Annotated in this window: 26 protein-coding genes; 14 read left to right on the top strand and 12 right to left on the bottom strand. The window is 67.0% G+C overall.

What is annotated here, in order from left to right:
• Positions 1-55: 55 nt before the first annotated feature.
• The 3 genes from gyrA to QPR87_RS08605 all read right to left on the bottom strand — a co-directional run bounded on the left by gyrA (position 56) and on the right by QPR87_RS08605 (position 4035).
• On the bottom strand, positions 56-2797 hold the full coding sequence (gyrA, locus tag QPR87_RS08615; protein WP_011750098.1) for a DNA gyrase subunit A: 2742 nt from the start codon (positions 2795-2797) through the stop codon (positions 56-58).
• A 94-nt stretch (positions 2798-2891) separates the two neighbouring features.
• Complete coding sequence (locus QPR87_RS08610) at positions 2892-3386, bottom strand: disulfide bond formation protein B (protein WP_011750099.1); 495 nt, start codon at positions 3384-3386, stop codon at positions 2892-2894.
• 52 nt (positions 3387-3438) lie between these two features.
• The gene (locus QPR87_RS08605) at positions 3439-4035 is read right to left on the bottom strand and encodes a DedA family protein (RefSeq protein ID WP_104490916.1); all 597 of its coding nucleotides are present in this window, start codon (positions 4033-4035) and stop codon (positions 3439-3441) included.
• A 131-nt stretch (positions 4036-4166) separates the two neighbouring features.
• Between QPR87_RS08605 and ypfJ the strand changes: the two genes are divergently transcribed.
• Positions 4167-5018 (top strand): KPN_02809 family neutral zinc metallopeptidase, encoded by an 852-nt coding sequence (ypfJ, locus tag QPR87_RS08600; protein ID WP_285049152.1) that lies wholly within the window; start codon positions 4167-4169, stop codon positions 5016-5018.
• A gap of 170 nt (positions 5019-5188) precedes the next feature.
• On the opposite strand, the gene QPR87_RS08595 is transcribed toward ypfJ, so the two are convergent.
• Positions 5189-5377, bottom strand: a complete 189-nt coding sequence (locus QPR87_RS08595) for a hypothetical protein (RefSeq protein WP_011750102.1) — start codon at positions 5375-5377, stop codon at positions 5189-5191.
• 59 nt (positions 5378-5436) lie between these two features.
• Between QPR87_RS08595 and QPR87_RS08590 the strand changes: the two genes are divergently transcribed.
• Entirely contained in the window at positions 5437-5889 is a 453-nt protein-coding gene (locus tag QPR87_RS08590; RefSeq protein ID WP_104490918.1) for a type II toxin-antitoxin system RatA family toxin, read from the top strand.
• On the opposite strand, the gene QPR87_RS08585 is transcribed toward QPR87_RS08590, so the two are convergent.
• The 4 genes from QPR87_RS08585 to QPR87_RS08570 form a co-directional block, all read right to left on the bottom strand.
• Positions 5877-6482 carry a hypothetical protein gene (locus QPR87_RS08585; protein WP_011750104.1) on the bottom strand — a complete coding sequence of 202 codons (606 nt, stop codon included), beginning with the start codon at positions 6480-6482 and terminating at the stop codon, positions 5877-5879. The two genes, QPR87_RS08590 and QPR87_RS08585, sit on opposite strands and share 13 nt — an antisense overlap.
• Before the next feature lie 93 nt (positions 6483-6575).
• Positions 6576-7937: an NADP-specific glutamate dehydrogenase gene (gene gdhA / locus QPR87_RS08580; RefSeq protein ID WP_011750105.1), complete on the bottom strand. Its 1362-nt coding sequence runs from the start codon at positions 7935-7937 to the stop codon at positions 6576-6578.
• Positions 7938-8194: 257 nt separating this feature from the next.
• Complete coding sequence (gene ccrA / locus QPR87_RS08575) at positions 8195-9484, bottom strand: crotonyl-CoA carboxylase/reductase (RefSeq protein ID WP_285049150.1); 1290 nt, start codon at positions 9482-9484, stop codon at positions 8195-8197.
• A 191-nt stretch (positions 9485-9675) separates the two neighbouring features.
• Positions 9676-10548 carry an alpha/beta hydrolase gene (locus tag QPR87_RS08570; RefSeq protein WP_285049149.1) on the bottom strand — a complete coding sequence of 291 codons (873 nt, stop codon included), beginning with the start codon at positions 10546-10548 and terminating at the stop codon, positions 9676-9678.
• Positions 10549-10792: 244 nt separating this feature from the next.
• Between QPR87_RS08570 and QPR87_RS08565 the strand changes: the two genes are divergently transcribed.
• A complete protein-coding gene (locus QPR87_RS08565) occupies positions 10793-12751 on the top strand; it encodes an ethylmalonyl-CoA mutase (RefSeq protein ID WP_285049148.1) in 1959 nt (652 codons plus the stop codon).
• Positions 12752-12849: 98 nt separating this feature from the next.
• Here the strand turns inward: QPR87_RS08565 and QPR87_RS08560 are convergent, their stop codons facing one another.
• Both QPR87_RS08560 and QPR87_RS08555 read right to left on the bottom strand, forming a co-directional pair.
• The gene (locus QPR87_RS08560) at positions 12850-13755 is read right to left on the bottom strand and encodes a DMT family transporter (protein WP_285049147.1); all 906 of its coding nucleotides are present in this window, start codon (positions 13753-13755) and stop codon (positions 12850-12852) included.
• Positions 13755-14324, bottom strand: coding sequence for a peroxidase-related enzyme (locus QPR87_RS08555; RefSeq protein ID WP_230999743.1), 570 nt, complete (start codon positions 14322-14324; stop codon positions 13755-13757). Before QPR87_RS08555 ends, QPR87_RS08560 begins: the two co-directional genes overlap by 1 nt.
• A gap of 229 nt (positions 14325-14553) precedes the next feature.
• Here QPR87_RS08555 and ffh point away from each other — a divergent pair, with 229 nt between their 5' ends.
• From ffh to rpmE, 8 genes are read left to right on the top strand one after another with little or no spacing between them, the layout of a single operon-like run.
• Positions 14554-16050 (top strand): signal recognition particle protein, encoded by a 1497-nt coding sequence (ffh, locus tag QPR87_RS08550; protein ID WP_011750111.1) that lies wholly within the window; start codon positions 14554-14556, stop codon positions 16048-16050.
• A 4-nt stretch (positions 16051-16054) separates the two neighbouring features.
• Complete coding sequence (locus QPR87_RS08545) at positions 16055-16585, top strand: GNAT family N-acetyltransferase (protein ID WP_230999744.1); 531 nt, start codon at positions 16055-16057, stop codon at positions 16583-16585.
• Between the two features lie 50 nt (positions 16586-16635).
• Positions 16636-16932 carry a chorismate mutase gene (locus tag QPR87_RS08540; RefSeq protein WP_041530427.1) on the top strand — a complete coding sequence of 99 codons (297 nt, stop codon included), beginning with the start codon at positions 16636-16638 and terminating at the stop codon, positions 16930-16932.
• A gap of 49 nt (positions 16933-16981) precedes the next feature.
• Positions 16982-17356, top strand: a complete 375-nt coding sequence (rpsP, locus tag QPR87_RS08535; protein WP_011750114.1) for a 30S ribosomal protein S16 — start codon at positions 16982-16984, stop codon at positions 17354-17356.
• On the top strand, positions 17356-17859 hold the full coding sequence (gene rimM / locus QPR87_RS08530; protein WP_011750115.1) for a ribosome maturation factor RimM: 504 nt from the start codon (positions 17356-17358) through the stop codon (positions 17857-17859). Before rpsP ends, rimM begins: the two co-directional genes overlap by 1 nt.
• Positions 17856-18725 carry a tRNA (guanosine(37)-N1)-methyltransferase TrmD gene (gene trmD / locus QPR87_RS08525; RefSeq protein WP_285049146.1) on the top strand — a complete coding sequence of 290 codons (870 nt, stop codon included), beginning with the start codon at positions 17856-17858 and terminating at the stop codon, positions 18723-18725. Before rimM ends, trmD begins: the two co-directional genes overlap by 4 nt.
• On the top strand, positions 18722-19102 hold the full coding sequence (gene rplS, locus QPR87_RS08520; protein WP_011750117.1) for a 50S ribosomal protein L19: 381 nt from the start codon (positions 18722-18724) through the stop codon (positions 19100-19102). The genes trmD and rplS overlap by 4 nt, the downstream gene beginning before the upstream one ends.
• 11 nt (positions 19103-19113) lie before the next feature.
• Positions 19114-19335, top strand: a complete 222-nt coding sequence (gene rpmE, locus QPR87_RS08515) for a 50S ribosomal protein L31 (protein ID WP_011750118.1) — start codon at positions 19114-19116, stop codon at positions 19333-19335.
• A gap of 121 nt (positions 19336-19456) precedes the next feature.
• On the opposite strand, the gene QPR87_RS08510 is transcribed toward rpmE, so the two are convergent.
• Complete coding sequence (locus QPR87_RS08510) at positions 19457-19663, bottom strand: hypothetical protein (protein ID WP_041530428.1); 207 nt, start codon at positions 19661-19663, stop codon at positions 19457-19459.
• Positions 19660-19905, bottom strand: a complete 246-nt coding sequence (locus QPR87_RS08505; protein WP_285049142.1) for a hypothetical protein — start codon at positions 19903-19905, stop codon at positions 19660-19662. Before QPR87_RS08505 ends, QPR87_RS08510 begins: the two co-directional genes overlap by 4 nt.
• A 271-nt stretch (positions 19906-20176) precedes the next feature.
• Between QPR87_RS08505 and QPR87_RS08500 the strand changes: the two genes are divergently transcribed.
• From QPR87_RS08500 to QPR87_RS08490, 3 genes are all read left to right on the top strand, one after another.
• On the top strand, positions 20177-20959 hold the full coding sequence (locus QPR87_RS08500; protein WP_011750120.1) for a division plane positioning ATPase MipZ: 783 nt from the start codon (positions 20177-20179) through the stop codon (positions 20957-20959).
• A 69-nt stretch (positions 20960-21028) separates the two neighbouring features.
• Positions 21029-22198 carry an efflux RND transporter periplasmic adaptor subunit gene (locus QPR87_RS08495; RefSeq protein ID WP_285049138.1) on the top strand — a complete coding sequence of 390 codons (1170 nt, stop codon included), beginning with the start codon at positions 21029-21031 and terminating at the stop codon, positions 22196-22198.
• Positions 22195-25251 carry an efflux RND transporter permease subunit gene (locus QPR87_RS08490; RefSeq protein ID WP_285049137.1) on the top strand — a complete coding sequence of 1019 codons (3057 nt, stop codon included), beginning with the start codon at positions 22195-22197 and terminating at the stop codon, positions 25249-25251. Before QPR87_RS08495 ends, QPR87_RS08490 begins: the two co-directional genes overlap by 4 nt.
• The last annotated feature ends 71 nt before the right edge of the window (positions 25252-25322 follow it).

Below are 25322 nucleotides of genomic sequence, written 5' to 3'. Positions count from 1 at the left end.
TCATGCTGCTGCCCGTGCGGGCGGCGGGGTGCGTCATGCGCACCCCGGTCCCGGCTCAGGCTTCGGCCTCATCCTCGCCATTCTCGGCGATGCGGGCAACAGAAACCACCTCTTCGCCCGGCGCCGTGTTGAAGACGCGCACGCCGCCGGCGGAACGCGAGCGGAAGCTGATGCCGTCGACCGGCACCCGGATCGACTGGCCGGTCGAGGTGGCCAGCATGATCTGGTCGTCGCGGTCCACCGGGAAGCTGGCGACCAGCGGCCCGCCGCGCATCGCCTTGTCCATGGCCATGACGCCCTGGCCGCCGCGGCCGCGCACCGGATAGTCGTGCGACGAGCTGATCTTGCCCGCACCGCGCGCGGTGATGGTCAGGATCAGATCCTCGGCCGCCGACATCTCGGCATAGCGCTCCTGGCTGATCGCGGCCTCGACGACGTTGTCTTCGTCCTCGTCTGCCTCGGCGCCGTCGTCCAGTGCGCCCTCGACGGCGCGGCGCATCTTCAGATAGGCGGCGCGCTCGCCGGCATCGGCCTCGAAATGCCGGATGATCGACATGCTGACCACGCGGTCGCCGGATGCCAGGCGGATGCCGCGCACGCCGGTCGAATCGCGACCCTTGAACACCCGCACATCGGTGGTCTGGAAGCGGATCGCACGGCCGGCGGCGGTGAACAGCATCACGTCGTCGCTTTCGGTCGCCATGCGCGCGCCGATCAGTTCGACCCCTTCGGGCAGCTTCATGGCGATCTTGCCGTTACGCATGACATTGGCGAAATCGGACAGCGCGTTGCGGCGCACGTCGCCCTCCGAGGTCGAGAAGATCACCTGGTAGCCGTCCCACTCGCTTTGCGGCGCATCGACCGGCATCAGTGCGGCGATGGAAACGCCCGACCCGATCGGCAGGATGTTGACGATGGCCTTGCCCTTGGCGGTGCGCCCGCCCAGCGGCAGCCGCCAGGTCTTGAGCCGGTAGACCATGCCGTCGGTGGTGAAGAACAGCAGTTCCGTATGGGTATTGGCGACGAACAGGGTGGTGACCACGTCGTCCTCTTTCGTGGCCATGCCCGACAGGCCCTTGCCGCCGCGCCGCTGGGCGCGGAACTCGGCCAGCGCCGTGCGCTTGATATAGCCGCCCGAGGTGATGGTGACGACCATGTCCTCGCGCTCGATCAGGTCCTCGTCGTCCAGGTCGCCGGCCCAGTCTGTGATTTCGGTCCGGCGCGGCACGGCGAACAGGTTCTTCACCTCGCGCAGTTCGTCCGAGATGATGCCCATGATCCGCTCGCGCGAGGCAAGGATCGCCAGGAATTCCCGGATCGCCTCGGCCAGCGATTTCAGCTCGTCGGTGACCTCCTGCACGCCCAGCTGGGTCAGGCGCTGCAGGCGCAGTTCCAGGATGGCGCGGGCCTGGGTCTCGGACAGGTTGTAGGTGCCGTCCTCGTTCACCGGATGCAGCGGATCGTCGATCAGCTTCAGATATTCCACGATCTCATGCGCCGGCCAGCGCCGGGTCATCAGCCGCTCACGCGCCTCGGCGGCGTCTGCCGAGGAGCGGATGGTCGCCACTACCTCGTCGACATTCGAGACCGCCACGGCGAGGCCGCACAGCACATGCGCGCGCTCACGCGCCTTGCGCAATTCGTAAGCGGTGCGGCGGGCGACGACTTCCTCGCGGAAGGTCAGGAAATGGGTCAGGAAGTCGCGCAGCGTCAGCTGCTCGGGCCGGCCGCCGTTCAGCGCCAGCATGTTGGCGCCGAAGCTGGTCTGCATGGGGGTAAAGCGGAACAGCTGGTTCAGCACCACCTCGGCGGTGGCGTCGCGTTTCAGCTCGATCACCACCCGCACGCCAACGCGGTCGGATTCGTCCTGCACATGGGCGATGCCCTCGATGCGCTTTTCCTTGGCCAGTTCCGCGATCTTCTCTATCAGGCTGGCCTTGTTCACCTGAAAGGGGATCTCGTCCAGGATGATGGCCTGGCGGCCGGCGCGGGTCTCCTCGATCCGGGTCTTGGCCCGCACGATGATGCTGCCGCGCCCTTCCAGGTAGGCCTTGCGCGCCCCCGAGCGGCCCAGGATGATGCCGCCGGTGGGGAAATCCGGGCCGGGCACGATCTCCAGCAGCCGTTCGGTCGGCAGGTCCGGGTCCTCGATCAGCGCCAGCGTGGCGTCCACCACCTCGCCCAGGTTGTGCGGCGGGATGTTGGTCGCCATGCCGACGGCGATGCCGCCGGCGCCGTTGACCAGCATGTTCGGGAAGCGTGCCGGCAATACGGTCGGCTCGCGGTCCTTGCCGTCGTAGTTGTCCTGGAATTCGACGGTGTCCTTGTCGATGTCCATCAGCAGATAGGCCGAGGGCTTGTCCATCCGCACCTCGGTATAGCGCATGGCCGCCGGGCTGTCGCCGTCCATGCTGCCGAAGTTGCCCTGGCCGTCCAGAAGCGGCAGGGACATGGAAAAATCCTGCGCCATCCGCACCAGCGCGTCGTAGATCGAGGCGTCGCCATGCGGGTGATACTTACCCATGGTGTCGCCGACCGGGCGGGCCGACTTGCGATAGGGCTTGTCATGCGTGTTGCCGGTTTCGTGCATGGCGAAGAGCACGCGGCGATGCACCGGCTTCAGCCCGTCGCGCAGGTCGGGAATCGCCCGGCTGACGATGACCGACATGGCATAGTCCAGATAGGACGAGCGCATCTCGTGCGCGATGTCGATCACCGGGCCGTCGTGATGCATCACGGCGCGCTCCGATCCGCCGTTCTCGGGGGTATCGTCGTCGTTTTCAGGGATGTCAGCCACGGGGGAAACCTCAAGATCTTGTTGGGCATGGGTCTATCCCATACCCGCCTTGGGTGCAATCTTGACGGGCCGGTGCGTGGCGGGAAATCCGGCCTCAGGCCAGACCGGCCTCGCGCCTGCGGCCGCGGACCGAGGCCAGCCACAGCGCCGAGAGCCCGGCAGAGAGGATCGCGTTCCAGCCCGCCATGGAAATGCCGAACAGGCTCCAGGCCACCTCGTCGCAGCGCACGACCGGCGCCTTTTCCAGCGCCGCCATCAGGTCCTGCGTGGACATGGTGGCAAGCCCCGAGACCCCGCCCGAGCAATGCTGCGGCCCCAGCCACAGCTTCAACTCGACCCCGGCGTGATAGATGGCAAGGCCGGTGGCGCAAAGCGCGGCGATCAGCCCCAGCGCCGCCAGCCAGCGCTTCCAGCCGAAAAACCAGATCAGCCCGCCGATGATCGCGGCCACGAGATGCGGCCAGCGTTGCAGGATGCAGAGCTCGCAGGGCGCATAGCCGAGGCTCTGGAAGGTCAGCGCGGCGACCAGCAGCGCGGCGGAACCCGCGCCGGCGGTCACGGCGATATGCTTGCTCGAAAATCCGTTCATGGCTTCCGGTTAGGACCGCGCATGGCGGCGGGCAAGTGCCAATCGCGTGAACTCAATGCGGCTTCCAGGTGACGACGCGGTAGAGATAGATCGCCACCACCGCAATCACCACCAGCTTGGACAGCGGATCGACGTAATCCGCGACCAGCGCATAGTTTTCATGCAGCATCAGCCCGGCAAAGGTCAGCACCCCGGTCCAGAGCGCGCTGCCGATCACCGTGTAAAGCAGGAACTTCCACATCGGCATGCGGGCGAGCCCGGCGGGAACCGAGATCAGCGTGCGAATGGCCGGAATCATGCGGCCGAAGAACACCGCCATGGCACCGTGGCGCTGGAACCATTCATGCGCCGCGTCGATGTCCGAGGGCGAAAGCGTGAGCAGCCGGCCATGCCGGGCGGCGAAACGCTTCAGCCGCTCCTCGCCGAACCACAGGCCGATGTAATACCACATCAGCGTGCCCAGCACCGAGCCGATGGTGCCCACGACGATGGTCAGGGTCAGCGACAGCCGCCCGCTGCCGGCAAGAAAGCCGGCCAGCGGCATGATCACCTCGGAGGGGATGGGGGGAAAGACGTTCTCGGCCACCATGAGCATCAGCACGCCCAGATAGCCCCAGCTCTCGATCGTCGAAACCACCCAGTCGAACATGTCCGCCCCTTTCGTTTCGCGACGTGCTGCGGGCTGGGGCCGGAACTGTCAACCCTGCGCAGGTGTTGCGCCCTGCCGGGGTTGCGGTAACCTTGGCGTGAAAGGCCGGATCATGGCGGAGGGGGTGGCGGATGGAGTGGCGGGGCAGACGGGGCAGCCGGAATGTCGAGGACCGGCGCGGCATGGGCCGGGCGGCCGGCGCGGGCGGCATGGGTGTCGTCGGCGTGCTGGTGGTTCTGGCGGTGGGTTATTTCTTCGGCATCGACATCTCGCCCATCGTCGGCGCCATCGACGATGGCGGCCGGCAGGGAGAACCGCGGGCGCTTACGCAGGAAGAGCAGGAGATCGGCCAGTTCGTTTCGGTCGTGCTGGCCGATACCGAGGAGGTCTGGGCCGGCGTGCTGCCCGGCCAGGCCGGGACGCGCTATCAGGATCCGGGGCTGGTGCTGTTCTCGGGCGCGGTGCAATCGGCCTGCGGCGGTGCTTCGGCGGCGATGGGGCCGTTCTATTGTCCGAACGACCGCAAGATCTACCTGGACACGGATTTCTTCCGCACCATGGCCGGCAAGATGGGGGCAGGGGGCGATTTCGCCTATGCTTATGTCATTGCCCATGAGGTCGGGCATCATGTGCAGAACCTGCTGGGCACGCTTTCCGAGGTGAACGGGCTGCGCGCCCGCGTCAGCCAGCGCGATTCGAACCGGCTGTCGGTGCTGACCGAATTGCAGGCGGATTGCTATGCCGGGATCTGGGCAAGGCAGGCGAGCGAGCAGTTCGGCAGCATCGAGGAGGGCGATATCGACGAGGCGATCAACGCGGCTGCTGCGGTGGGCGACGACACGCTGATGGAAAGCGCCGGCCGGGCGGTGGTGCCCGACGCCTTTACCCATGGCTCGGCCACCGAGCGCCAGACCTGGTTCAAGCGCGGCTTCGCCTCGGGGCAGATGGGGCAATGCGACACGTTCGGGGCCGCGGGGATGTAGGGCGGCTACGGTGGCGCGTGTGGCGCGGTCGCATGAGTATTTGCAGAACGAAGAAGCGCGGGGGTGCCCGAATCGGACCGGCCGGCGCGAGCGGTTGCGGGCGCGGGAGTATTTGGGAAACGGTGAATGGGTGGGGCGGCGCCCGGAACGATTCGCCGGCCCGTCGCGGTTCAGGGGCGTTGCAGCCGCAGGCCTTGCGGGCGTTCGGTCGTGGCCCAGTCGGGCCAGAGGCCGAAATGTTCGAGCCCGGCGAGCAGCAGCCCCAGCGCGATGATGCCGAGCACCAGCTTGACCATCCTGGCGCTTGGCGGGTTGCGCGCCCAGCGAGAGGCCCGGATCAGCCAGATGAGGTTGTTCATGCGCCCGTTCCTTTGCTAGTGCTGCCCCGAAACCGAACACGCCCCGGGACGACGACCTCTTGCCTCAGCACAGCGACAGCCGAATCCTGCCCTATACCGCCGACCAGATGTATGCGCTGGTGGCCGATATCGAAAGATACCCCGAGTTCCTGCCCTGGAACACCGCCGCCCGCATCCGCTCGCGCCGGCCGGGCGCCACGGGCAGCGAGGTGGTCGAGGCCGATCTGGTCATTAGCTTCAAGGTCTTTCGCGAACGCTTTGGCTCGCGCGTGACGCTGTGGCCCGAGACGAAGCGCATCGATACCGAATATCTGGACGGTCCCTTCAAGTATCTGCGCAGCGGCTGGAGTTTCGCCGACCTGCCGGAGGGCGGCTGCAAGGTCGATTTCTTCGTCGATTTCGAATTTCGCAACGCCATCCTGGGCAAGGTGATCGGCGTGGTCTTCGGCGAGGCGATGATGCGCATCGTCCGCGCCTTCGAGGACCGGGCGAGGGCGCTTTACGGCGCCTGACGCGCGGCCTGCCAGATCGCCTGATCGGTGGCCAGCGCGTCGCGCAGCCGCGCCTCGGCCTCTGGCGGCAGGTCCGTCGCGGCGGGCGGCGAGACGTTGCTGCGCTGCAGCCTGATCGCGGTTCCCAGCCGTTGCGACAGGAAGTCGATCAATGCCGGCATCGCCTCGTAGCGGAAGAGGTGATCGACGGCGATCTTGCCGTCATGGCCGGCCAGGAACTCGGATTGCCGGCCCAGCCGGGCATAGGCCGGGCGGTCGCCGGGGTGCAGGTAGTCATCCACGAAACGCGCGAAGCTGACCCGGGCGGTGCTGTTCGGATGGCCGATCAGCTCGTCGCGGGCCCGGAAGCGATACCAGCTGCGCAGCCAGTCCAGCGGCTCGCGGATCACCGCTACCGTTTCGAATTCGGGCCCGCCCAGCGGGGCGAGCAGCGGCCGGATGCGGTTCTGATATTGCCGCAGGTTCAGGTGCTTGATCTCGGGCCGGGTGCGAAAGACGATCTCGGCCCTGGGCGCCAGAGCCTGCTCCAGCGCCGTGGTCCCGGTCTTGGGCACCGACAGAAGCACGATGCGGGGTTGGAGAAAGATCAGCATGAGCGGGCCCTGGATGCGGCGGCATGCCTGCCGATTAGCGGTCCGCATCCGGGCTGGCAAGGCGGGCCGCGGTCCGGCCCGCCTGCTGCGGCATCAGATCACGCCGAAGGCGCGCATCGGTTCGGCCACGCGGATGAAGCCGGCGATGTTGGCGCCGATGACATAGTCGCCCGGAGCGCCGAATTCCTCGGCCGTGCTGTAGCAGCTGTCATGGATGTCGCGCATGATCTCGGCCAGCTTGGCCTCGGTCTTTTCGAAGCTCCAGCGGTCGCGCGAGGCGTTCTGCTGCATCTCCAGCGCCGAGGTGGCGACGCCGCCCGCATTTGCCGCCTTGCCGGGGCCGAACTTGACGCCGGCCTGCTGGAAGGCGCGAATCGCCTCGGGGGTGCAGGGCATGTTCGCGCCCTCGCCGACCGCCGTGACGCCGTTCTTGACCAGTTTCGCGGCATCCTTGCCGGTCAGCTCGTTCTGCGTGGCCGAGGGCATGGCGACCTCGCAGGCCACGTCCCAGATCGAGCCCTCGCCCGATTTGACGAAATAGGCGCCGTTGCCTTCGCCCTTCATGCGGACATATTGCGAAATGCGGCCGCGGCGCACTTCCTTGATTTCCTTGACCAGCGCCAGGTCGATGCCGGCCTCGTCCACGATATAGCCCGAGCTGTCCGAGCAGGCGATGACCTTGCCGCCGAATTCCTGCACCTTCTCGATGGTGTAGATGGCGACGTTGCCCGAGCCCGAGACCACGACCGTCTTGCCGTCGAAATCGGTGCCGCCGGTCTTGAGCATGGCCTGGGTGAAATAGGTGTTGCCGTAGCCGGTGGCCTCCTTGCGGGCCAGCGAGCCGCCGTAGAACAGCCCCTTGCCGGTCAGCACGCCCGCCTCGTAGCGGTTGGTCAGGCGCTTGTATTGGCCGAACATGTAGCCGATCTCGCGCGCGCCGACGCCGATGTCGCCCGCGGGCACGTCGGTATATTCGCCCAGGTGACGGTAGAGCTCGGTCATGAAGCTTTGGCAAAAGCGCATGATCTCGCCGTCCGAGCGCCCCTTGGGATCGAAGTCCGAGCCGCCCTTGCCGCCGCCGATGGGCAGGCCGGTCAGCGCGTTCTTGAAGATCTGCTCGAAGCCGAGGAACTTGATGATGCCCACGTTCACCGACGGGTGGAAGCGCAGCCCGCCCTTGTAGGGGCCCATGGCCGAAGAGAACTGCACCCGGAAGCCGCGGTTGATCTGCACGCGGCCCTTGTCGTCGGTCCACGGCACGCGGAAGATGATCTGGCGCTCGGGTTCGCAGATGCGTTCGATCAGCGCGTCCTCAAGGTAGTCCGGGCGCTTGGCGACGACGCGGCCAAGGCTTTCCAGCACCTCGCGCACGGCCTGATGGAACTCGGGCTCGCCTGCGTTGCGGCGGACCACCTCCTCATAGATGGGGGCAAGTTTGTCATCGATCTGCGGCATGTCGCGGAATCCTTCCCTTGGGGTCGGACGGCTCCTTAGCCCAAGGTTCAGGCAGTTTGAATGGGCAAAGAGCAATATTTGGGCAAAATGCCGCAGTTTTTGGCGGAATGTCGGGGCCAAGGCCGCGAAAATCCATGAAAATCAGCGGATAGTGCGATCTTTTTCTGCCCGATCCCAAGGCAGCGGGCGGTGCTGCGACAAAAAAGACCGCCCGGCGCCTCCTCGCGCCGGGCGGTCCGCATGCGCCGGGGCCGGGGTCAGCGGCGCCCCGCCTCCAGCGCGTCCTCGAAGGTGCGCAGGCCCGTGACCGGCGCCTGGACCAGCACCGCCATGTTGCCGGGCTTGTGTTCGTTGCGCAGCATCTTCAGATGCGCCTGCGGGATTTCGGCCCAGGGAAAGACCTCGGACATGCAGGGGTCGATGCGGCGTTCCAGCATCAGCTTGTTGGCGGCGCTGGCCTGTTTCAGATGTGCGAAATGGCTGCCTTGCAGGCGCTTCTGGTGCATCCACATGTAGCGCACGTCGAAGGTGCAGTTGAAGCCCGAGGTGCCGGCGCAGATCACCACCATGCCGCCCTTCTTGCAGACCAGCGTCGAGACGGGGAAGGTGGCCTCGCCCGGGTGCTCGAAGACGATGTCGACATTCACGCCCTTGCCGGTGATGTCCCAGATCGCCTTGCCGAACTTGCGCGCCTCGGTGAACCACTCCTTGTATTCGGGGGTGTTCACCCTGGGCAATTGCCCCCAGCACTTGAAGTCCTTGCGGTTGATCACGCCCTTGGCGCCCAGGCTCATGACGAATTCGCGCTTGTCCTCGTCGCTGATGACGCCGATGGCATTGGCGCCCGCCGCGTTGATCAGCTGGATCGCAAAGCTGCCCAGCCCGCCCGAGGCGCCCCAGACCAGCACGTTCATGCCCGGCTTCAGCTCATGCGGCTCGTGTCCGAACAGCATCCGGTAGGCGGTGGCCAATGTCAGCGTGTAGCAGGCCGATTCCTCCCAGGTCAGGTGGCGCGGGCGCTTCATCAGCTGCTGGGCCTGCACGCGGGTGAACTGGGCAAAGCTGCCGTCCGGCGTCTCATAGCCCCAGATGCGCTGGCTGGGCGAATACATCGGGTCGCCGCCGTTGCATTCCTCGTCGTTGCCGTCGTCCTGGTTGCAATGGATGACGACCTCGTCGCCGACCTTCCAGTTCTTGACCTTGTCGCCCACCGCCCAGACGATGCCCGAGGCGTCCGAGCCGGCGATGTGATAGGGCGCACCGTGGCCGTCGAAGGGGCTGATCGGCACGCCCAGGCCCGCCCAGATGCCGTTGTAGTTGACGCCCGCCGCCATCACCAGGACCAGCACCTCGTTGCTGTCGATCGGCGGCGTCTCGACCACCTCGACCTGCATGGCCTTGTCCGGCTCGCCATGGCGTTCGCGGCGGATGGCCCAAGCGTACATCTGCTGGGGCACATAGCCCAGAGGCGGCATCTCGCCGATCTCGTAGAGATCCTTTTCCGGCGCGTCATAGGGCGCGATCGGGGTCGGTTGATCCAGGGCCATGTCACATTCCTCTCTTGCCGCGTTTCTTGCGCCCGGGGTTTCCGCCGCAGCGCAGAATCAGCGCGGGTTGCTGAGCCGGTTGTAAGATCGCTTGCGCAACATTGCAATATTACAGATGCAGAAATTGTAATAATCTGTCGTAACGGATTTGCGAGCGCCGCGATGCAGCGCAAGCTTGCCGGCAGCGCCGCCTATCCCGCCAGATGCCGCGCCAGGAAGGCGGCGAGTTGCCCCCGCATCCTTGTGCTGGCAAAGCCGGCGCTGCCATGACCTTCATCCGGCAGCAGGGCAAAATCCACCGGCGCCTCGGGGTCGATCTCCTGCCAGGCCTCGCGCAGGCGGCGCGCCTGTCCCGGGGGCACGATGCGGTCGCGCGCGCCATGCCGGATCAACAGCGGCGGCAGGGCGGTGCCGGGGCGCATGGCGCGCAGCCGGCCCACGGGCGACAGCGCCGTCGCCTCGGCGCGGCGTTGGCCCACGGCATAGCCGACCAGCAGCGATTCGGCGCTTTTCGGCGAATCGGCCGGCAGCCGCGTCGGCTTGCCGTCCATGCGCGCCATATCCGCATCCATGCTGCCGAAATCCATCGGCCCATAGAAATCGACCACCGCTCGCGGCGGCCTGCCGTCCTGCACCAGCGTCAGTGCCGCGGATACAGCCATGAACGCCCCGGCCGAACGACCGCCAAGGGCCATCCGGCCCGGCGCCAGGCCCAGATCCGGCCCGTGGCGGTTCAGAAAGGCCGCGGCGGCCAGAACGTCCTGCTCCTGCGCGGGCCAGCGTGCCTGATTCGACAGCCGGTAATTCATCCGCACCACGGCGATGCCGCTTTCGCCAAGCTGCGGCGGCACCGGCAGCAGCCGCTTGTCGCCGGCGCGGAATCCGCCGCCATGCAGGTCGAGCAGCCAGGGAAACGGCCCGTCGCCCCGCGGGAGGTGGATGTCCAGCAGGTTGCGGGGCGAGCTGTCCGAATAGGCCAGATCCAGCAGTTCCTGCCGCGCCACCGCCGGTCCGGCGGCCAGCGCGGCCAGGATCGCAAGGGTCGAGCGACGGGTCAGCGCCATGCGGACGGTCCGTATCCTTGTCGGTTGCGCCAAGGCTAACATTCGTCCCGCCCTGCGCCAATGCTGCATATGCATTGCCGGGCCTCAGCCGGCCTTTCCCCGGCGGTTCTGCTGGTTTCCAGGGCATTGCCCATGAATGGCGCGCGGCCGTCACCTCGCGGCCTCTCTGCGATGCGGCGAATTGACCGGGCATGATTGTTACGCTATCGGTTTGTCAGTCGTAATATTGTTGCGAGGACAAATCGTGGCCGAGAAAGACAAACCCTGGCTTTTCCGCACCTATGCGGGCCATTCGACCGCCGAGAAATCCAACGCACTTTATCGGGGCAACCTCGCCAAGGGGCAGACCGGCCTGTCGGTGGCCTTCGACCTGCCGACCCAGACCGGCTATGATAGCGACCATGTGCTGGCGCGGGGCGAGGTCGGCAAGGTCGGGGTGCCGGTCTGCCATCTGGGCGACATGCGGATGCTCTTCGACCGGATCCCGCTTGAACAGATGAACACCTCGATGACCATCAATGCGACGGCGCCCTGGCTCTTGTCGCTCTATATCGCCGTGGCCGAGGAGCAGGGGGCCGACATCGCCAGGTTGCAAGGCACGGTGCAGAACGACATCATCAAGGAATACCTGTCGCGCGGGACCTATATCTGCCCGCCCAAGCCCTCGCTGCGCATGATCACCGACGTCGCGGCCTATACGGCGAAGCATCTGCCGAAGTGGAACCCGATGAACGTCTGCTCCTACCACCTGCAAGAGGCGGGGGCGACGCCCGAGCAGGAACTGGCCTATGCGCTGGCCACCGGCATCGCGGTGCTGGACGACCTCAAGGACAAGGTCGAGCCGCAGGACTTTCCGGCCATGGTCGGCCGCATCAGCTTCTTCGTGAACGCCGGTATCCGCTTCGTGACCGAGCTGTGCAAGATGCGCGCCTTCACTGAGCTGTGGGACGAGATCTGCCGCGAGCGCTACGGAATCGAGGAAGAGAAATTCCGCCGCTTCCGCTATGGCGTGCAGGTGAACAGCCTGGGCCTGACCGAGCAGCAGCCGGAAAACAACGTCTATCGCATCCTGCTGGAGATGCTGGCGGTCACGCTGTCCAGGAACGCCCGCGCCCGCGCCGTGCAACTGCCGGCCTGGAACGAGGCCCTGGGCCTGCCGCGGCCCTGGGACCAGCAATGGTCGCTGCGCATGCAGCAGATCGTCGCCTACGAGACGGACCTGCTGGAATATGGCGACCTCTTCGACGGCAACCCCGTCATCGCCGCCAAGGTCGAGGAACTGAAATCCGGGGCCCGAGCGGAACTGGCGACGCTGGACGAGATGGGCGGCGCCATCGCCGCCATCGAATACATGAAGTCGCGACTGGTCGAATCGAATGCCGAGCGGCTGAATCGCATCGAGGCGAACGAAACGGTGGTCGTGGGCGTCAACCGCTGGCAGCAGGGCGAGCCCTCGCCGCTGACCGCGGGCGACGGCGGCATCATGGTCGTCGACCCGGCGGTCGAGCAGGACCAGATCGCCCGGCTGCGCTCTTGGCGCGAGGCGCGCGACGAGGCGGCCGTCGAGGCCGCCCTCGCCGCGTTGCGCGATGCCGCGCAGGCGGGACGGAACGTGATGCCGCCCTCGATTGCCGCGGCCAAAGCCGGCGCCACCACCGGCGAATGGGCGGCGGTGATGCGGCAGGTCCATGGCGAATATCGCGGCCCGACCGGCGTCTCCAGCAGTCCCTCGAACCGCACCGAGGGCCTGGAGCCGATCCGCGAGGCGGTGGACGCTGTCAGCCGCCGTTTGGGCCGGCGGCTGAAATTCCTGGTCGGCAAGCCCGGCCTCGACGGCCATTCCAACGGCGCCGAGCAGATCGCCTTCCGCGCCCGGGACTGCGGCATGGACATCACCTATGAGGGCATCCGCCTGACCCCCGAGCAGATCGTCGCCCGCGCCGCCGAGGACAATGCCCATGTCGTCGGCCTGTCGATCCTCTCGGGCAGCCACCTGCCGCTGATCGAGGAACTGATGGAGCGCATCCGTGCCGCGGGCCTTGCACATGTCCCGGTCGTGGTCGGCGGCATCATCCCCGACGAGGACGCGGCCAGGCTGCTGAAGATGGGCGTGGCACGCGTCTACACGCCCAAGGATTTCGAGCTCAACCGCATCATGATGGACATCGTGGCCCTGGTCGAGCCCGAGGAGGCCGCCGCCTGATCCGGCGGCAAGGCCGGATGGGTATTTAAGAAACGGAAAGCACCTGGGAGGCGCCCGGTTCTTTCCGTTTTGCAAATACCCCAAGCGCAACCGCGCCGTTAGTCCTTCAACAGCAGCAGAAGCGCGGCGATGGTCGCCAGCACGCCAGGCAGCACCGCCAGCGGCGGCATGCCATGGGTCAGCGCGGCCTCCAGCCCGATGACCCAGGCCGGCGTCAGATAGGTATAGGCCATCACCTTGGACGAGGGCAGGCGCATGGTTGCGAATTGCACCAGCGCCGTGGTCAATGCGCTGGCGAAGATCGCCACATAGAGCAGTGTCACCCAGACGATGGCCGGCAGATGCGCCCAATCCGTGTGCAGGATCGCCTGTCCGCCCCAGACCAGCAGGATCAGCCCGCCGGCGCAGAGCGTGGCGAAGGTCGATACGATCGGTGTCTCGCCCCGGTTCAGCCGGCGCACCATCGGCGTGTAGAGCGCATGGGCCGCGCAGCCGATCAGGTAGATCGCCTCGCCGCGGCCGAATTCCAGCCGCATCAGCGCCGCGACATCGCCGCGGAAGATCACCCAGAGCGATCCCGCCGCCCCCAGCGCCAGCGCCCCGGCGATGCGCCCGGTCATGCGTTGCCGCATCAGGAGCCAGCCGAATCCCGCCGACATCAGCGGCGTGAGCGTGAATACTGCCGCCGCCGAGACCGGCAGCGCGGTCTTGAGCCCCTCGAACATCAGCACGAAATAGGCGGCGAAGAGTCCGCCGAGCAGCAGGTAGCGCCAGGGTGCACGAAAGCTTGCGCGCGGGATGCCGGGGCCGGCCATGGCGATGCCGCCGACGACGCCCGCGGCGATGGCGAAGCGGGCCGCCGAGATCGCCGCGGGGTCGATCAGGTTCGCCGCCCGCGCGCCCAGCGAAAACGAGCCGGCGATCGCCGCCGAGAACAGCAGCATCGCCGCATGGCCTTGCAGCGCCTCGCGGCGCGCCTCGGGCACGGCGGAAAGCTCGGCCATCAGTTGCGGCCCAGCATGTAGAATTCGTCGTTCGGCCGGATGTCGCCGGCATTCACCAGTCGGTTCGACATGCCGAAGAAGGCGGCGATGGCGCCGATGTCCCAGATCTCGTCCTGGCTGAATCCGGCCTCGTGCAGCGCCTGGTGATCCGCATCGCCGATCTCTTGCGCGTTCAGCGCCACCTTTTCGGCATAGGCCAGCATGGCGCGTTCGCGCGCGCTCAGGTCGGCCTTGCGCCAGTTCACCGCCACCTGATCGGCGATGAAGGCGTTCCTGGCCCGGATGCGCAGGATCGCGCCATGCGCCACCACGCAATACTGGCACTGGTTCAGACCCGAGGTGGCGACCACGATCAGCTCGCGCTCGGCCTTGCTCAGCCCGCCCTCGCGCTCCATCAGCGCGTCGTGATAGGCGAAGAAGGCGCGGAATTCGTCCGGGCGATGTGCTAAGGCCAGGAAGACGTTCGGGACGAATCCCGATTTCTCGGCCACCTTGCGGATGCGCAGGGCGATGTCCTCGGGCATTTCGTCCAGCGAGGGCACGGGAAAGCGGCTGATGGGATGGGTCATGGTTCGGTCCTCCGGGCGCGAGGTTTTCACCAAAGCCGGGGCAGGGTCAACCGGCCCGCGCTTGACTTTGGCGGCCGTCCGGCCTATCCACGCCCGGATTCCCGGAAGGTCTGCCCTTCCGGTCCCCGCACCTTGCCGGGGATCGCCCCCCGTCAGCGCGTTGCGCCCACGGGGGCGTTACTGTTTATTCGCGCCCATCCGGGCAACGGCAACCATTGGAGGGCCGCCGATGTTTGAAAACCTGTCCGACCGCCTTGGCGGCGTCTTCGACCGGCTGACCAAGCAGGGCGCGCTGTCCGAGGACGACGTCGCCGCCGCCATGCGCGAGGTGCGCGTCGCGCTGCTCGAGGCCGATGTCTCGCTGCCCGTCGCGCGCAATTTCGTCAAGGCGGTGACGCAGAAGGCCACGGGCGCCGCCGTCACCAAGTCGATCACCCCCGGCCAGCAGGTCGTGAAGATCGTCCATGACGAGCTGATCAAGGTCCTGCAGGGCGAGGGTGCGCCCGATGCGCTGCGCATCGACAACCCGCCTGCGCCGATCCTGATGGTCGGTCTGCAGGGCTCGGGCAAGACCACCACCACGGCGAAGCTGGCCAAGCGCCTCAAGGACCGCGAGAAGAAGCGGGTGCTGATGGCGTCGCTGGACACCAACCGCCCGGCCGCCATGGAGCAGCTGGCGATCCTGGGCCAGCAGATCGGCGTCGATACCCTGCCCATCGTGCCGGGCGAGAATGCGGTGCAGATCGCGAAACGCGCCAAGCAGCAGGCGACGCTGGGCGGCTATGACGTCTATATGCTCGACACCGCCGGCCGGCTGCATATCGACGAAGTGCTGATGGACGAGGTGCAGGCGGTCCGCGACGTGGCCAGCCCGCGCGAGACGCTGCTGGTCGTCGACGGGTTGACCGGCCAGGACGCGGTGAACGTCGCGGCCGAGTTCGACGGCAAGGTCGGCATCTCGGGCGTGGTGCTGACCCGGATGGACGGCGACGGCCGCGGCGGTGCGGCGCTGTCGATGCGCGCCGTCACCGGCAAGCCGATCCGCTTCGTGGGCCTGGGCGAAAAGATGGATGCGCTGGAGGCCTTCGACGCGCAGCGCATCGCCGGCCGCATCCTCGGCATGGGCGACATCGTGGCCCTGGTCGAGAAGGCGCAGGAGGTGCTGGAGGTCGAGCAGGCCGAGCGCATGATGAAGCGCTTCCAGAAGGGCATGTTCAACATGAACGACCTGCGGGGCCAGCTTGAGCAGATGCTCAAGATGGGCGGCATGCAGTCGATCATGGGCATGATGCCCGGCATGGGCAAGATGGCCAAGCAGGCCGAGGCCGCCGGCTTCGACGACAAGGCGATCAAGCGCCAGATCGCGCTGATCAACTCGATGACGAAAAAGGAACGCGCCAATCCCGACCTGCTGCAGGCCAGCCGCAAGAAGCGCATCGCGGCCGGCGCCGGCATGGAAGTGTCCGAGCTGAACAAGCTTCTGAAGATGCAGAAGCAGATGGCCGACACGATGAAGAAGCTGGGCAAGATGGGCAAGGGCGGGCTGCTGAAGCAAGCCATGCGCGCCATGACCGGCAAGGGCGGCGGGCTGCCCGACATGGGCAATGTCGATCCCGAAAAGATGGCCGAGGCGACCAAGATGCTGCAGGACCCCAAGGGGCTGGGCGGTCAGTTGGGCGGCATGAACCTGCCCGGCGGGCTCTCGGGCCTGTTCGGAAAGAAGTGAGCGCATGATCCGGCTTGCCGACACTCCGCTGATTGCGACCGAGCGTCTGGTCCTGCGCGCGCCGCAGGCCAGCGACTGGCCGGCATGGCGCGATTTCGCGACCAGCGAGCGGGCGCGCTGGATCGGCGGCCCGATGGTCGAGCCGGGACAGGCCTGGCGCGCCTTCGGCCATATCGTCGGGCATTGGGTGCTGCGCGGCTTTGGTTCCTTTGTCGTGACGGATCGCGACAGCGGCGCGCCGCTCGGCTCGGTCGGCCCCTGGTTTCCGGATGGCTGGCCCGAGCATGAGCTGGGCTGGACGCTGTGGACCGCCGAGGCCGAGGGCAGGGGCATCGCCCATGAGGCGGCGCTGGCCACCCGCGACTTCGCCGCCCGCGAACTGGGCTGGACCAATGCCGTCAGCTACATCCTGCCCGGCAATACCCGCTCGGCCGCGCTGGCCGAAAGGCTGGGCGCGCAGCGCGACCCGGATGCCGCGCATCCCGGCAAGGAGCCCTGCCTCGTCTATCGCCATCCCATGGGGGCTGCCGCATGAGCGACCACCCATGCCCCGTGCAGCCAGAATTCCAGCCAGCGGAGACCCCGATGAGTGACCCGACCGCCCGCGCCGCTGCCCTGCTCAAGGAGCATCGCGCCAGCATCGACCGGCTGGATGCGATCCTGGTCTATACGCTGGCCGAACGCTTCAAGCACACCCAATCCGTCGGCCGCCTGAAGGCCGAACACGACCTTCCTCCGTCCGATCCCGCCCGCGAGGCGCAGCAGATCGAGCGGCTGGAACGCCTCGCGCGCGAGGCCGATCTGGACCCGGAATTCGCGCGCAAATTCCTGAACTTCGTGATCGCCGAAGTGATCCGGCATCACGAGACCTTCCAATCGTAGGCAGGGCATCGCCCCGCCGCAATCACGCCATTTCAAAGGAGAAAACCCAATGGCAATGAAAATCCGCCTGGCCCGTGGTGGCTCGAAGAAACGCCCCCATTACGCCATCGTCGCGTCCGATTCGCGCATGCCGCGCGACGGCCGCTTCATCGAGAAGCTGGGCACCTACAACCCGCTGCTGCCGAAGGATTCCGAGGATCGCATCAAGATGAACCTCGAGCGCGTGCAGTACTGGCTGGGCCAGGGCGCGCAGCCGACCGACCGCGTCGCCCGCTTCCTGGAAGCCGCCGGCGTCAAGGAGAAGGCCGAGCGCAAGAACCTGAAGAAAGGCGAACCCGGCAAGGCCGCGAAAGAGCGCGCCGAGAAGCGTGCCGCCCGTGAGGCCGCCGCCAACGCCCCGGCCGAAGAAGCCGCTTCGGAATAATGACCGAGCGGGTCTGTGTCGGTGCGATCGCGGGCGCCTTCGGCGTCCGGGGCGAGGTGAGGCTGAAGAGCTTTACCTCGCAACCAAACGATATTGCCGGATATTCCCCGCTTTACACCGAAGACGGAAACCGCTCGTTCACCATCCGCCTGACGCGGCCGGTGACGGGCGGGCTTGGCGCCCGGCTATCGGGCGTCGAGACGCGCGAACAGGCCGAGGCGCTGAAGGGCGTGACGCTTTGGGCCGACCGCGACAAGCTTCCGGCCCTGCCGGACGACGAATTCTATCATGCCGACCTGATCGGCCTGTCGGTCTATGACACCGGCGGGGCGCTTCTCGGCAAGGTCCGCGCGATCTACGACCATGGCGCCGGCGACATCCTGGAGATATTCGGACCCGGTCGCCGGCAGGTGCTGCTCTTGCCCTTTACCCGCGCCTTCGTGCCCACGGTCGATCTGGCCGCCGGCCGCATCGTCGCCGACCCGCCGGAAGAGCAGGAATGAGCGAGGCTCCGAAATCCCACGGCCGGCTGTCCATCCGCGCCAGCACGCAGCCGCGCGACCTCATGGCCGAGCCGCAGGTCAAGGGCGCCTGGACCGCACAGGTCGTCACGCTTTTCCCCGAGGCTTTTCCGGGGGTTCTGGGCCTTTCCTTGACGGGAAGGGCGCTGGCCGAGGGGCTGTGGAACCTGCGCAGCATCGACCTGCGCCCCTTTGGCATCGGCAAGCATCGCAACGTCGACGACACGCCCGCCGGCGGCGGCGCCGGCATGGTGATCCGTCCCGACGTGATGGATGCGGCGCTGCGCGAGGCGGGCGGCGATTTGCCGGTGATCTATCTTTCGCCGCGCGGCAAGCCTTTCACCCAAGGCCGGGCCAGGGAGTTGGCGCGGGGCCCCGGCATGACGCTGATCTGCGGCCGGTTCGAGGGCGTGGACCAGCGCGTGCTGGACGCCCATGGCGTCGAAGAGATCAGCATCGGCGATTATGTCCTGACCGGCGGGGAACTGGCGGCTCAGGTCTTGATCGACGCGACGGTTCGCCTTATACCGCGCGTGCTGGGGAATCAGGACTCTCTGGCCGAGGAATCCTTTTCCCCGGACCATGGCGGCCTGCTGGAACATCCGCAGTATACGAAGCCCGCCCTTTGGGAAGGCCGCGCGATCCCGGAAGTGCTTTTGTCCGGCAATCACGCGGCTATTGCCAGCTGGCGGCGCGACATGGCCGAAAGGCTGACCAAGGAACGCCGCCCCGACCTGTGGCGGGCATATGGGCAAGCCCATATGGACCCGGCAAAGGACCGACAGCTCTCGGGCGCATCAGACCAATCGCGGGACTACCGCGAGCATCAAGAGGAACCAAAGCGATGAACCTGATCGCCCAGTTGGAAGCCGAGCAGATCGCCGCGCTCGGCAAGGACATCCCCGATTTCAAGGCCGGCGACACCGTGCGCGTCGGCTACAAGGTGACCGAAGGCACCCGTACCCGCGTGCAGATGTACGAAGGCGTGGTCATTTCGCGCAAGGGCGGCGGCATCGGCGCCTCGTTCACCGTGCGCAAGATCTCGTTCGGCGAGGGCGTCGAGCGCGTCTTCCCGCTCTATTCGACCAACATCGACTCGATCACCGTCGTGCGCCGTGGCCGCGTTCGCCGCGCCAAGCTGTATTACCTGCGCGATCGCCGCGGCAAGTCGGCCCGGATCGCCGAGGTCAGCAACTACAAGCCCAAAGCCGACGCCAAGGCCTGAGGAGACGCGCCATGAAAGCAGACATCCATCCCGATTACCACCTGATCGAGGTCAAGATGACCGACGGCACCACCTATCAGGTGCGTTCGACCTGGGGCAAGGAAGGCGACACCATGTCGCTGGACATCGATCCGAACTCGCATCCCGCCTGGACCGGCGGCTCGGCCAAGCTGATGGACACCGGCGGCCGCGTGTCGAAGTTCAAGAACAAATACGCCGGCCTGGGTTTTTGATCCAGTCGCCTGCCGGAAATACGAACGCCGCCCCGAAGGGCGGCGTTTTTCGTTGCGGCGGGCGGTGGGCGGCCCGGAGGCGGCGCGGTCGCGACAGGTCGGGCCGCGCCGGATTGCAGGCTCAATAGGCCAGGCCGAACAGCGGCATCCAGACCGGCATGCCGGGGCTGCGGTTCAGGGCATGGCCGGCCAACTGGCCCCGGCCGGTATCGATCACCACCCGGCCGTCGTGATATTCGCGCAATACCGGGCCTTGCGCGCTTTGATAGGGCGACAGCGCGATGGTGGCATAGTCGCAGCTCGGCTTGGAGAAGATGGCGCGGATCATTGGATCGTTCCTTTCCGGTCGAGGCGAAAGATGGCGGTGTCCCAGCGCGCCGGATCGCGGTCGCGCATCAATTCGCGTGCTGTCTCGAAGGGTTCGCAGGTGATCAGCCGCAGCGGAATGTCGGAAATGCGATGCGGCTTGCCGGTGCGCCGGTCGATCAGGCTGACGGCATAGCGGGGCGGGGCAGGGTTGATCCGCCGCGTGCGACCGGCAAAGGCCGTCAGATGGTTCAACATGGTCATCTCTGGCTCCTTCCCTTGGCTGATCCGGCCGGGGGCTCCGGCATGGCTATATAACGACATGTTTGATCGTGTTTTACAAGATAAATATCGACTCGTCCCGTCGTGATGAAAGAATGAAGCCGGAACAAAAGGTTGAGCAGCCGGACGGGCGGCGGCGTTCCGTCGCGAAAAGCACGCCCCCCGTTGCGATTCGGCCGGTCTCGGCGCTTTTCATCGTGGCGGGCGCGGCCTATGGTCCGGCGCGACGCGGGCGGGCATCGCAGGGGGATTCGTGGCGCATATCATCGTCGTCGGGAACGAAAAGGGCGGTTCGGGCAAGTCCACGACCTCGATGCATGTGGCGACCGCGCTGGCGCGCATGGGCCATAAGGTCGGCGCGCTGGACCTGGACGTGCGCCAGCGCAGCTTCGGCCGTTATCTGGAGAACCGCGCCGCCTTTGCCCAACGCGAGGGGCTGGACCTGCCGACGCCGCTGCTGGGGCATCTGGAGCCCGAAAGCCCCGGCGGCCCCGACCCCTTGTCGCAGGCGGTGGACGCGCTGGACCGGGAATGCGATTTCATCCTGCTGGACTGCCCCGGCTCGCATACGCGGCTCAGCCAGATGGCGCATACGCTGGCCGACACGCTGATCACGCCGATGAACGACAGTTTCGTCGATTTCGACCTCTTGGCCCGCATGTCGCCCGAGGGCAGGATCCTCGGCCCCTCGATCTATGCCGAGATGGTCTGGTCCGCCCGCCAGTTGCGCGGCGAGGCCGGTGCCGGGCCGATCGACTGGCTGGTGCTGCGCAACCGGCTGGGCACGCAGGCGATGCACAACAAGCGCAAGGTCGGCGGCGCATTGACCACGCTGTCCAAGCGCATCGGCTTTCGCGTCGCGCCCGGTTTTTCCGAGCGGGTGATCTTTCGCGAGCTGTTTCCGCGCGGATTGACGCTCCTGGACCTCAAGGATATCGGCACGGAACAGCTCAGCATGTCGAATATCGCCGCCCGCCAGGAACTGCGTGAGCTGATCGGCGAGTTGAACCTACCCGGCGTCAGCGTTTCCTTCTGAAACCCGGCTGGCATTGTTGCCGGCGACTGGCGCCATTATGTTGCGCCGCAGATTGGTTTGGAGGGGACGATGACGGCAACCTGCCGGATCACCCGGATCGCGATTCTGGCGCTTGCCTTGTCCCTGTCGGGATCGGGTCTGGCCGCCATGGCCGAGACGGCAGGCGCAGTCGAGCAAGCCGAATTGCCCGTGGTGACGCTGGCCGATGCCGAGCGCGGCTGGATCGAGGCGCGCGTGCCGGTCTCGGGCTCTCTGGTCGCCCGGCAGGAGGTGCAGGTCCATGCCCTGGTCTCGGGTCACGAGATCACCCGGCTCGAGGCCGAGGTCGGCGACCGCGTCGAGGCCGGCGCGGTGCTGGCGCGGCTGTCCGAGGATGTGCTGTCGGCGCAACTGGCTCAGGCCGAGGCCGAATATCAGCGCGCCGAGGCGGGAATCAGTCAGGCCGAAAGCCAGATCGCCAGCGCCGAGGCCAGCCTGACGCAGGCGGTGGCGACGTTGGAGCGCACCCGCAGCCTGCGGCAAAGCGGCAATGCCAGCCAGGCGGTGCTGGACCAGGCCATCGCGGCCGAGGCTTCGGCGCGGGCGGCGGCGGCCTCGGCCTCGGACGGGCTGGGGGTGGCGCGGGCCGCGCTTGCGCAGGCTGCGGCGGCGCGGCGCATCGCGCAACTGAACCTGGGCCATGCCAGCGTCACGGCGCCGGTCAACGGCGTGGTCGTGGCGCGGACCGCCCGGCTGGGTGCCATTCCCGGCAGTGGCGGCGAGCCGCTGTTCACCCTGATTGCCGGCGGCGAGGTCGAGCTTGAGGCCGATGTGATCGAAACCGCGCTGAGCCAGCTGAAAGCCGGCGATGCTGCCGAAATCCAGGTCGCCGGCCTTGGTCGCGTCCAGGGCAAGCTGCGGCTGGTGCCGGCCGCCGTCGACCCGGTCACGCGGCTTGGCCCGGCGCGAATCGCGCTGGACCCCGACCCGCGCTTGCGGCCGGGGCTTTTCGCCAGCGGATGGATCATCACCGACCGCCGCGAGGCGGTGACCGTGCCCGCCTCGGCCATCCTTGCCGATGCCTCGGGCGAGCGGGTACAGGTGGTCAAGGACGGCCAGATCGAGACGCGCGAGGTCCGCGGCGGGCTTGTCTGGCAGGGCCGCCGCGAGATCCTCGACGGGCTGGCCCCGGGCGAGACGGTCGTGGCCCGCGCCGGTGCCTTCTTCCGCAGCGGCGACCAGGTGCGGGCGGCGCCATGAACTTCTCGGCCTGGTCCATACGCCATCCGGTGCCGCCCATCGCGATCTTCCTCGTGCTGATGCTGATGGGGTTCTACAGCTTCAGCCGGCTGGCGGTCACGGCCATGCCGAACATCGACCTGCCGCTGGTCAGCGTGGTGGTCAGCCAGCCCGGCGCCGCGCCCAGCGAGTTGACCCGGCAGGTGATCCAGCCGATCGAGGATTCCATCGCCTCGATCACCGGCGTCCGGCACATCACCTCGTCTGCGACCGACAGTTCGGCGCGGATCTATGTCGAGTTCGAGCTGGAGACCGATACCGACCGCGCCGTGAACGACGTGAAGGACGCGGTGGCCAATGTCCGCGCCGACCTGCCCGAATCCATCGTCGAACCGCTGATCCACCGCATCGATGTCAGCGGCATGGCGATCCTGACCTATGCCGTCAGCAACCCCGGCATGAGCATCGAGGGGCTGTCGGATTTCGTCGACGACGTGGTGTCGCGCGACCTGTCCACAGTGCCGGGCGTGGCCAGCATCACCCGCATCGGCGGTGCCGACCGGCAGATCAATGTCGAGCTGGACCCCGACCGCATCATGGCCTTCGGGCTGACGGCGGCCGAAATCTCGGACCAGCTTCGGGCCAAGAACATCGACATGGGCGGCGGGCGCGGCGATCTGGCCGGCACGGAATATTCCATCCGCGCGCTGGGATCGGCGGGCGACGTGGCCCGGCTGGGTGCGACGCCGATCCTGATCGGCGGCGGGCGCACGGTGCGGCTGGACCAGTTGGGCAGCGTGACCGACGGCGCCAGCGAGGAACGCAAGTTCGCGCTGCTCGACGGCCAGCCGGTGGTGGCCTTCGGCGTCTTCCGCGCCAGCGGCGAATCCGACCTGGAGGCGGGCGACGGCGCCAAGGCCCGCATCGCCGAGATCGAGGCGCGCAATCCCGGCACCCGGATCACCCTGATCGACGATGCGACGACCTATACCTCGGGCAGCTATCACTCGACCATGGAGACGCTCTACGAGGGCGCGGCGCTGGCGGTGGTGGTGGTGTTCCTGTTCCTGAGGAACTGGCGTGCGACCCTGATCGCCGCCGTGGCGCTGCCCCTGTCGATCATCCCGACCTTCTTCGTCATGCACTGGCTGGGCTTCACGCTGAACGGCATCAGCCTTCTTGCCATCACGCTGGTCACCGGCATCCTGGTCGACGACGCCATCGTCGAGATCGAGAATATCGTCCGGCACATCAACATGGGCGTTCCGGCCTACGAGGCCAGCATGGAGGCCGCGAACGAGATCGGCCTGACCGTCATCGCCATCAGCTTTTCCATCGTGGCGGTGTTTGCTCCGGTCAGCTTCATGGGCGGGATTCCGGGGCAGTATTTCAAGCAGTTCGGGCTGACCGTCGCGGTCTCGGTCCTGTTCTCGTTGCTGGTGGCGCGGCTGATCACGCCGATGCTGGCGGCCTATTTCCTGCGCGACAACACCCGCCTGCCCGAAGAGCGCGACGGGCCGGTGCTGCGCAACCTGATGGCGGTTCTGGCCTGGACGCTGCGCCATCGCGGCCTGACGCTGCTGATGGGGCTGGGGGTCTTTGCCGGCTCGATCTATTCCGCCACGCTGCTGCCGACCGAGTTCATCCCGGCCTCGGATGTCGGCCGCAGCCAGATCAGCATCGAACTGCCGCCCGGCGCGACGGTTTCCGAAACCGAGGCGGCGGCGCGGATGATCTCGCAGCGCATCAAGGCGGTGCCCGAGGTGCGCTCGGTCTTCGTCAATGGCGGCGAGGACGACGTGACCAAAGCCAAGCTGATGGTCAATTACGGCCCCAAGGAAGAGCGCGAGCGGTCCAGCTTCGTGATCGAGGATGAATTGAAGCGCGACCTGTCGCAGATCCCCGACATGCGGATCAATTTCCAGAATGAGGAGGGCAATGCCGATCTGTCGATCTCGGTCCTGGGCGACAGCGAGGAGGGCGCGGCCGATGCGGCCGAGCGGCTGATGGCGGCGATGAAGACGCTGCCCACGCTGGAGGGGGTGACATCCTCGGCCAGCCTGCAGCGCCCCGAGATCCAGATCCATCCCCGGCCCGAGGTCGCGGCCCAGCTTGGCGTGACCGCAAGCGCGCTGGCGACGACGCTGCGGGTGGCGACGCTGGGCGACACGGAATCGAACCTTGCCAAGTTCAATACCGGCGACAAGCAGATCCCGATCATGGTGCGGCTGGACGAATCCGCCCGGCGCGACCTGATGACGGTGCGCAACCTGCGGGTGCCAAGCTCGGCCGGGCAGGTGCCGCTGGAGGTGGTGGCGGATGTGTCGATCTCGGCCGGGGCGACCGAGATCGGCCGCTATGACCGGCGCTATCGCACCACGGTATCGGCGAATCTGGCGGGCGGTGCGCTGCTGGGGCCGGTGAACGCGCAGGTGACGGCCTTGCAGGGCCAGGTGGAACTGCCGGCGGGGACAGAGATCCAGGCCTCGGGCGATGCCGAGATCATGGCCGAGGTGTTCCAGGCCTTCACCGTGGCGATGATCTCGGGCGTGCTCCTGACCTATGTGGTGCTGGTGCTCTTGTTCCACAATTTCGTCACCCCGGTCTCGATCCTGATGTCGCTGCCGCTGGCCATCGGCGGCGCGATCCTGGCGCTGTTCCTGACCGGCAACTCGATCAGCATGGCGGTGGTGATCGGCTTCCTGATGCTGATGGGGATCGTGACCAAGAACGCCATCATGCTGGTGGAATTCGCGGTCAGTTCCATGGATCAGGGCACCGAAAAGCGGGCGGCGATCCTGGATGCGGTGCACAAGCGCGCCCGGCCCATCGTGATGACCACCATCGCCATGACCGCGGGCATGGTGCCCTCGGCGCTTGGCACGGGCGAGGGGGCCGAGTTCAGCTCGCCCATGGCCATCGCGGTGATCGGCGGGCTGCTGCTGTCCACGCTGCTGTCGCTGCTGTTCGTGCCCTCGCTGTTCTCGGTCATCCATGGCGGGCAGGTGCGGGTGGCGCGCTGGCTGCGGCGGCGGATCGGGCTGAATGCGGCACCGGAGGCGGCGGGCGAGTGAGGCCGCACCGGGGGCTTCGCGCCCCCGGACCCCCGCGGGGTATTTGGAAAACGAAAAAAAGGGGGCCGCGA

Source organism: Paracoccus sp. SSJ, from assembly GCF_030234105.1.
Classification (GTDB): domain Bacteria; phylum Pseudomonadota; class Alphaproteobacteria; order Rhodobacterales; family Rhodobacteraceae; genus Paracoccus; species Paracoccus denitrificans.
This window is presented reverse-complemented; position numbering and strand designations above follow the sequence as displayed.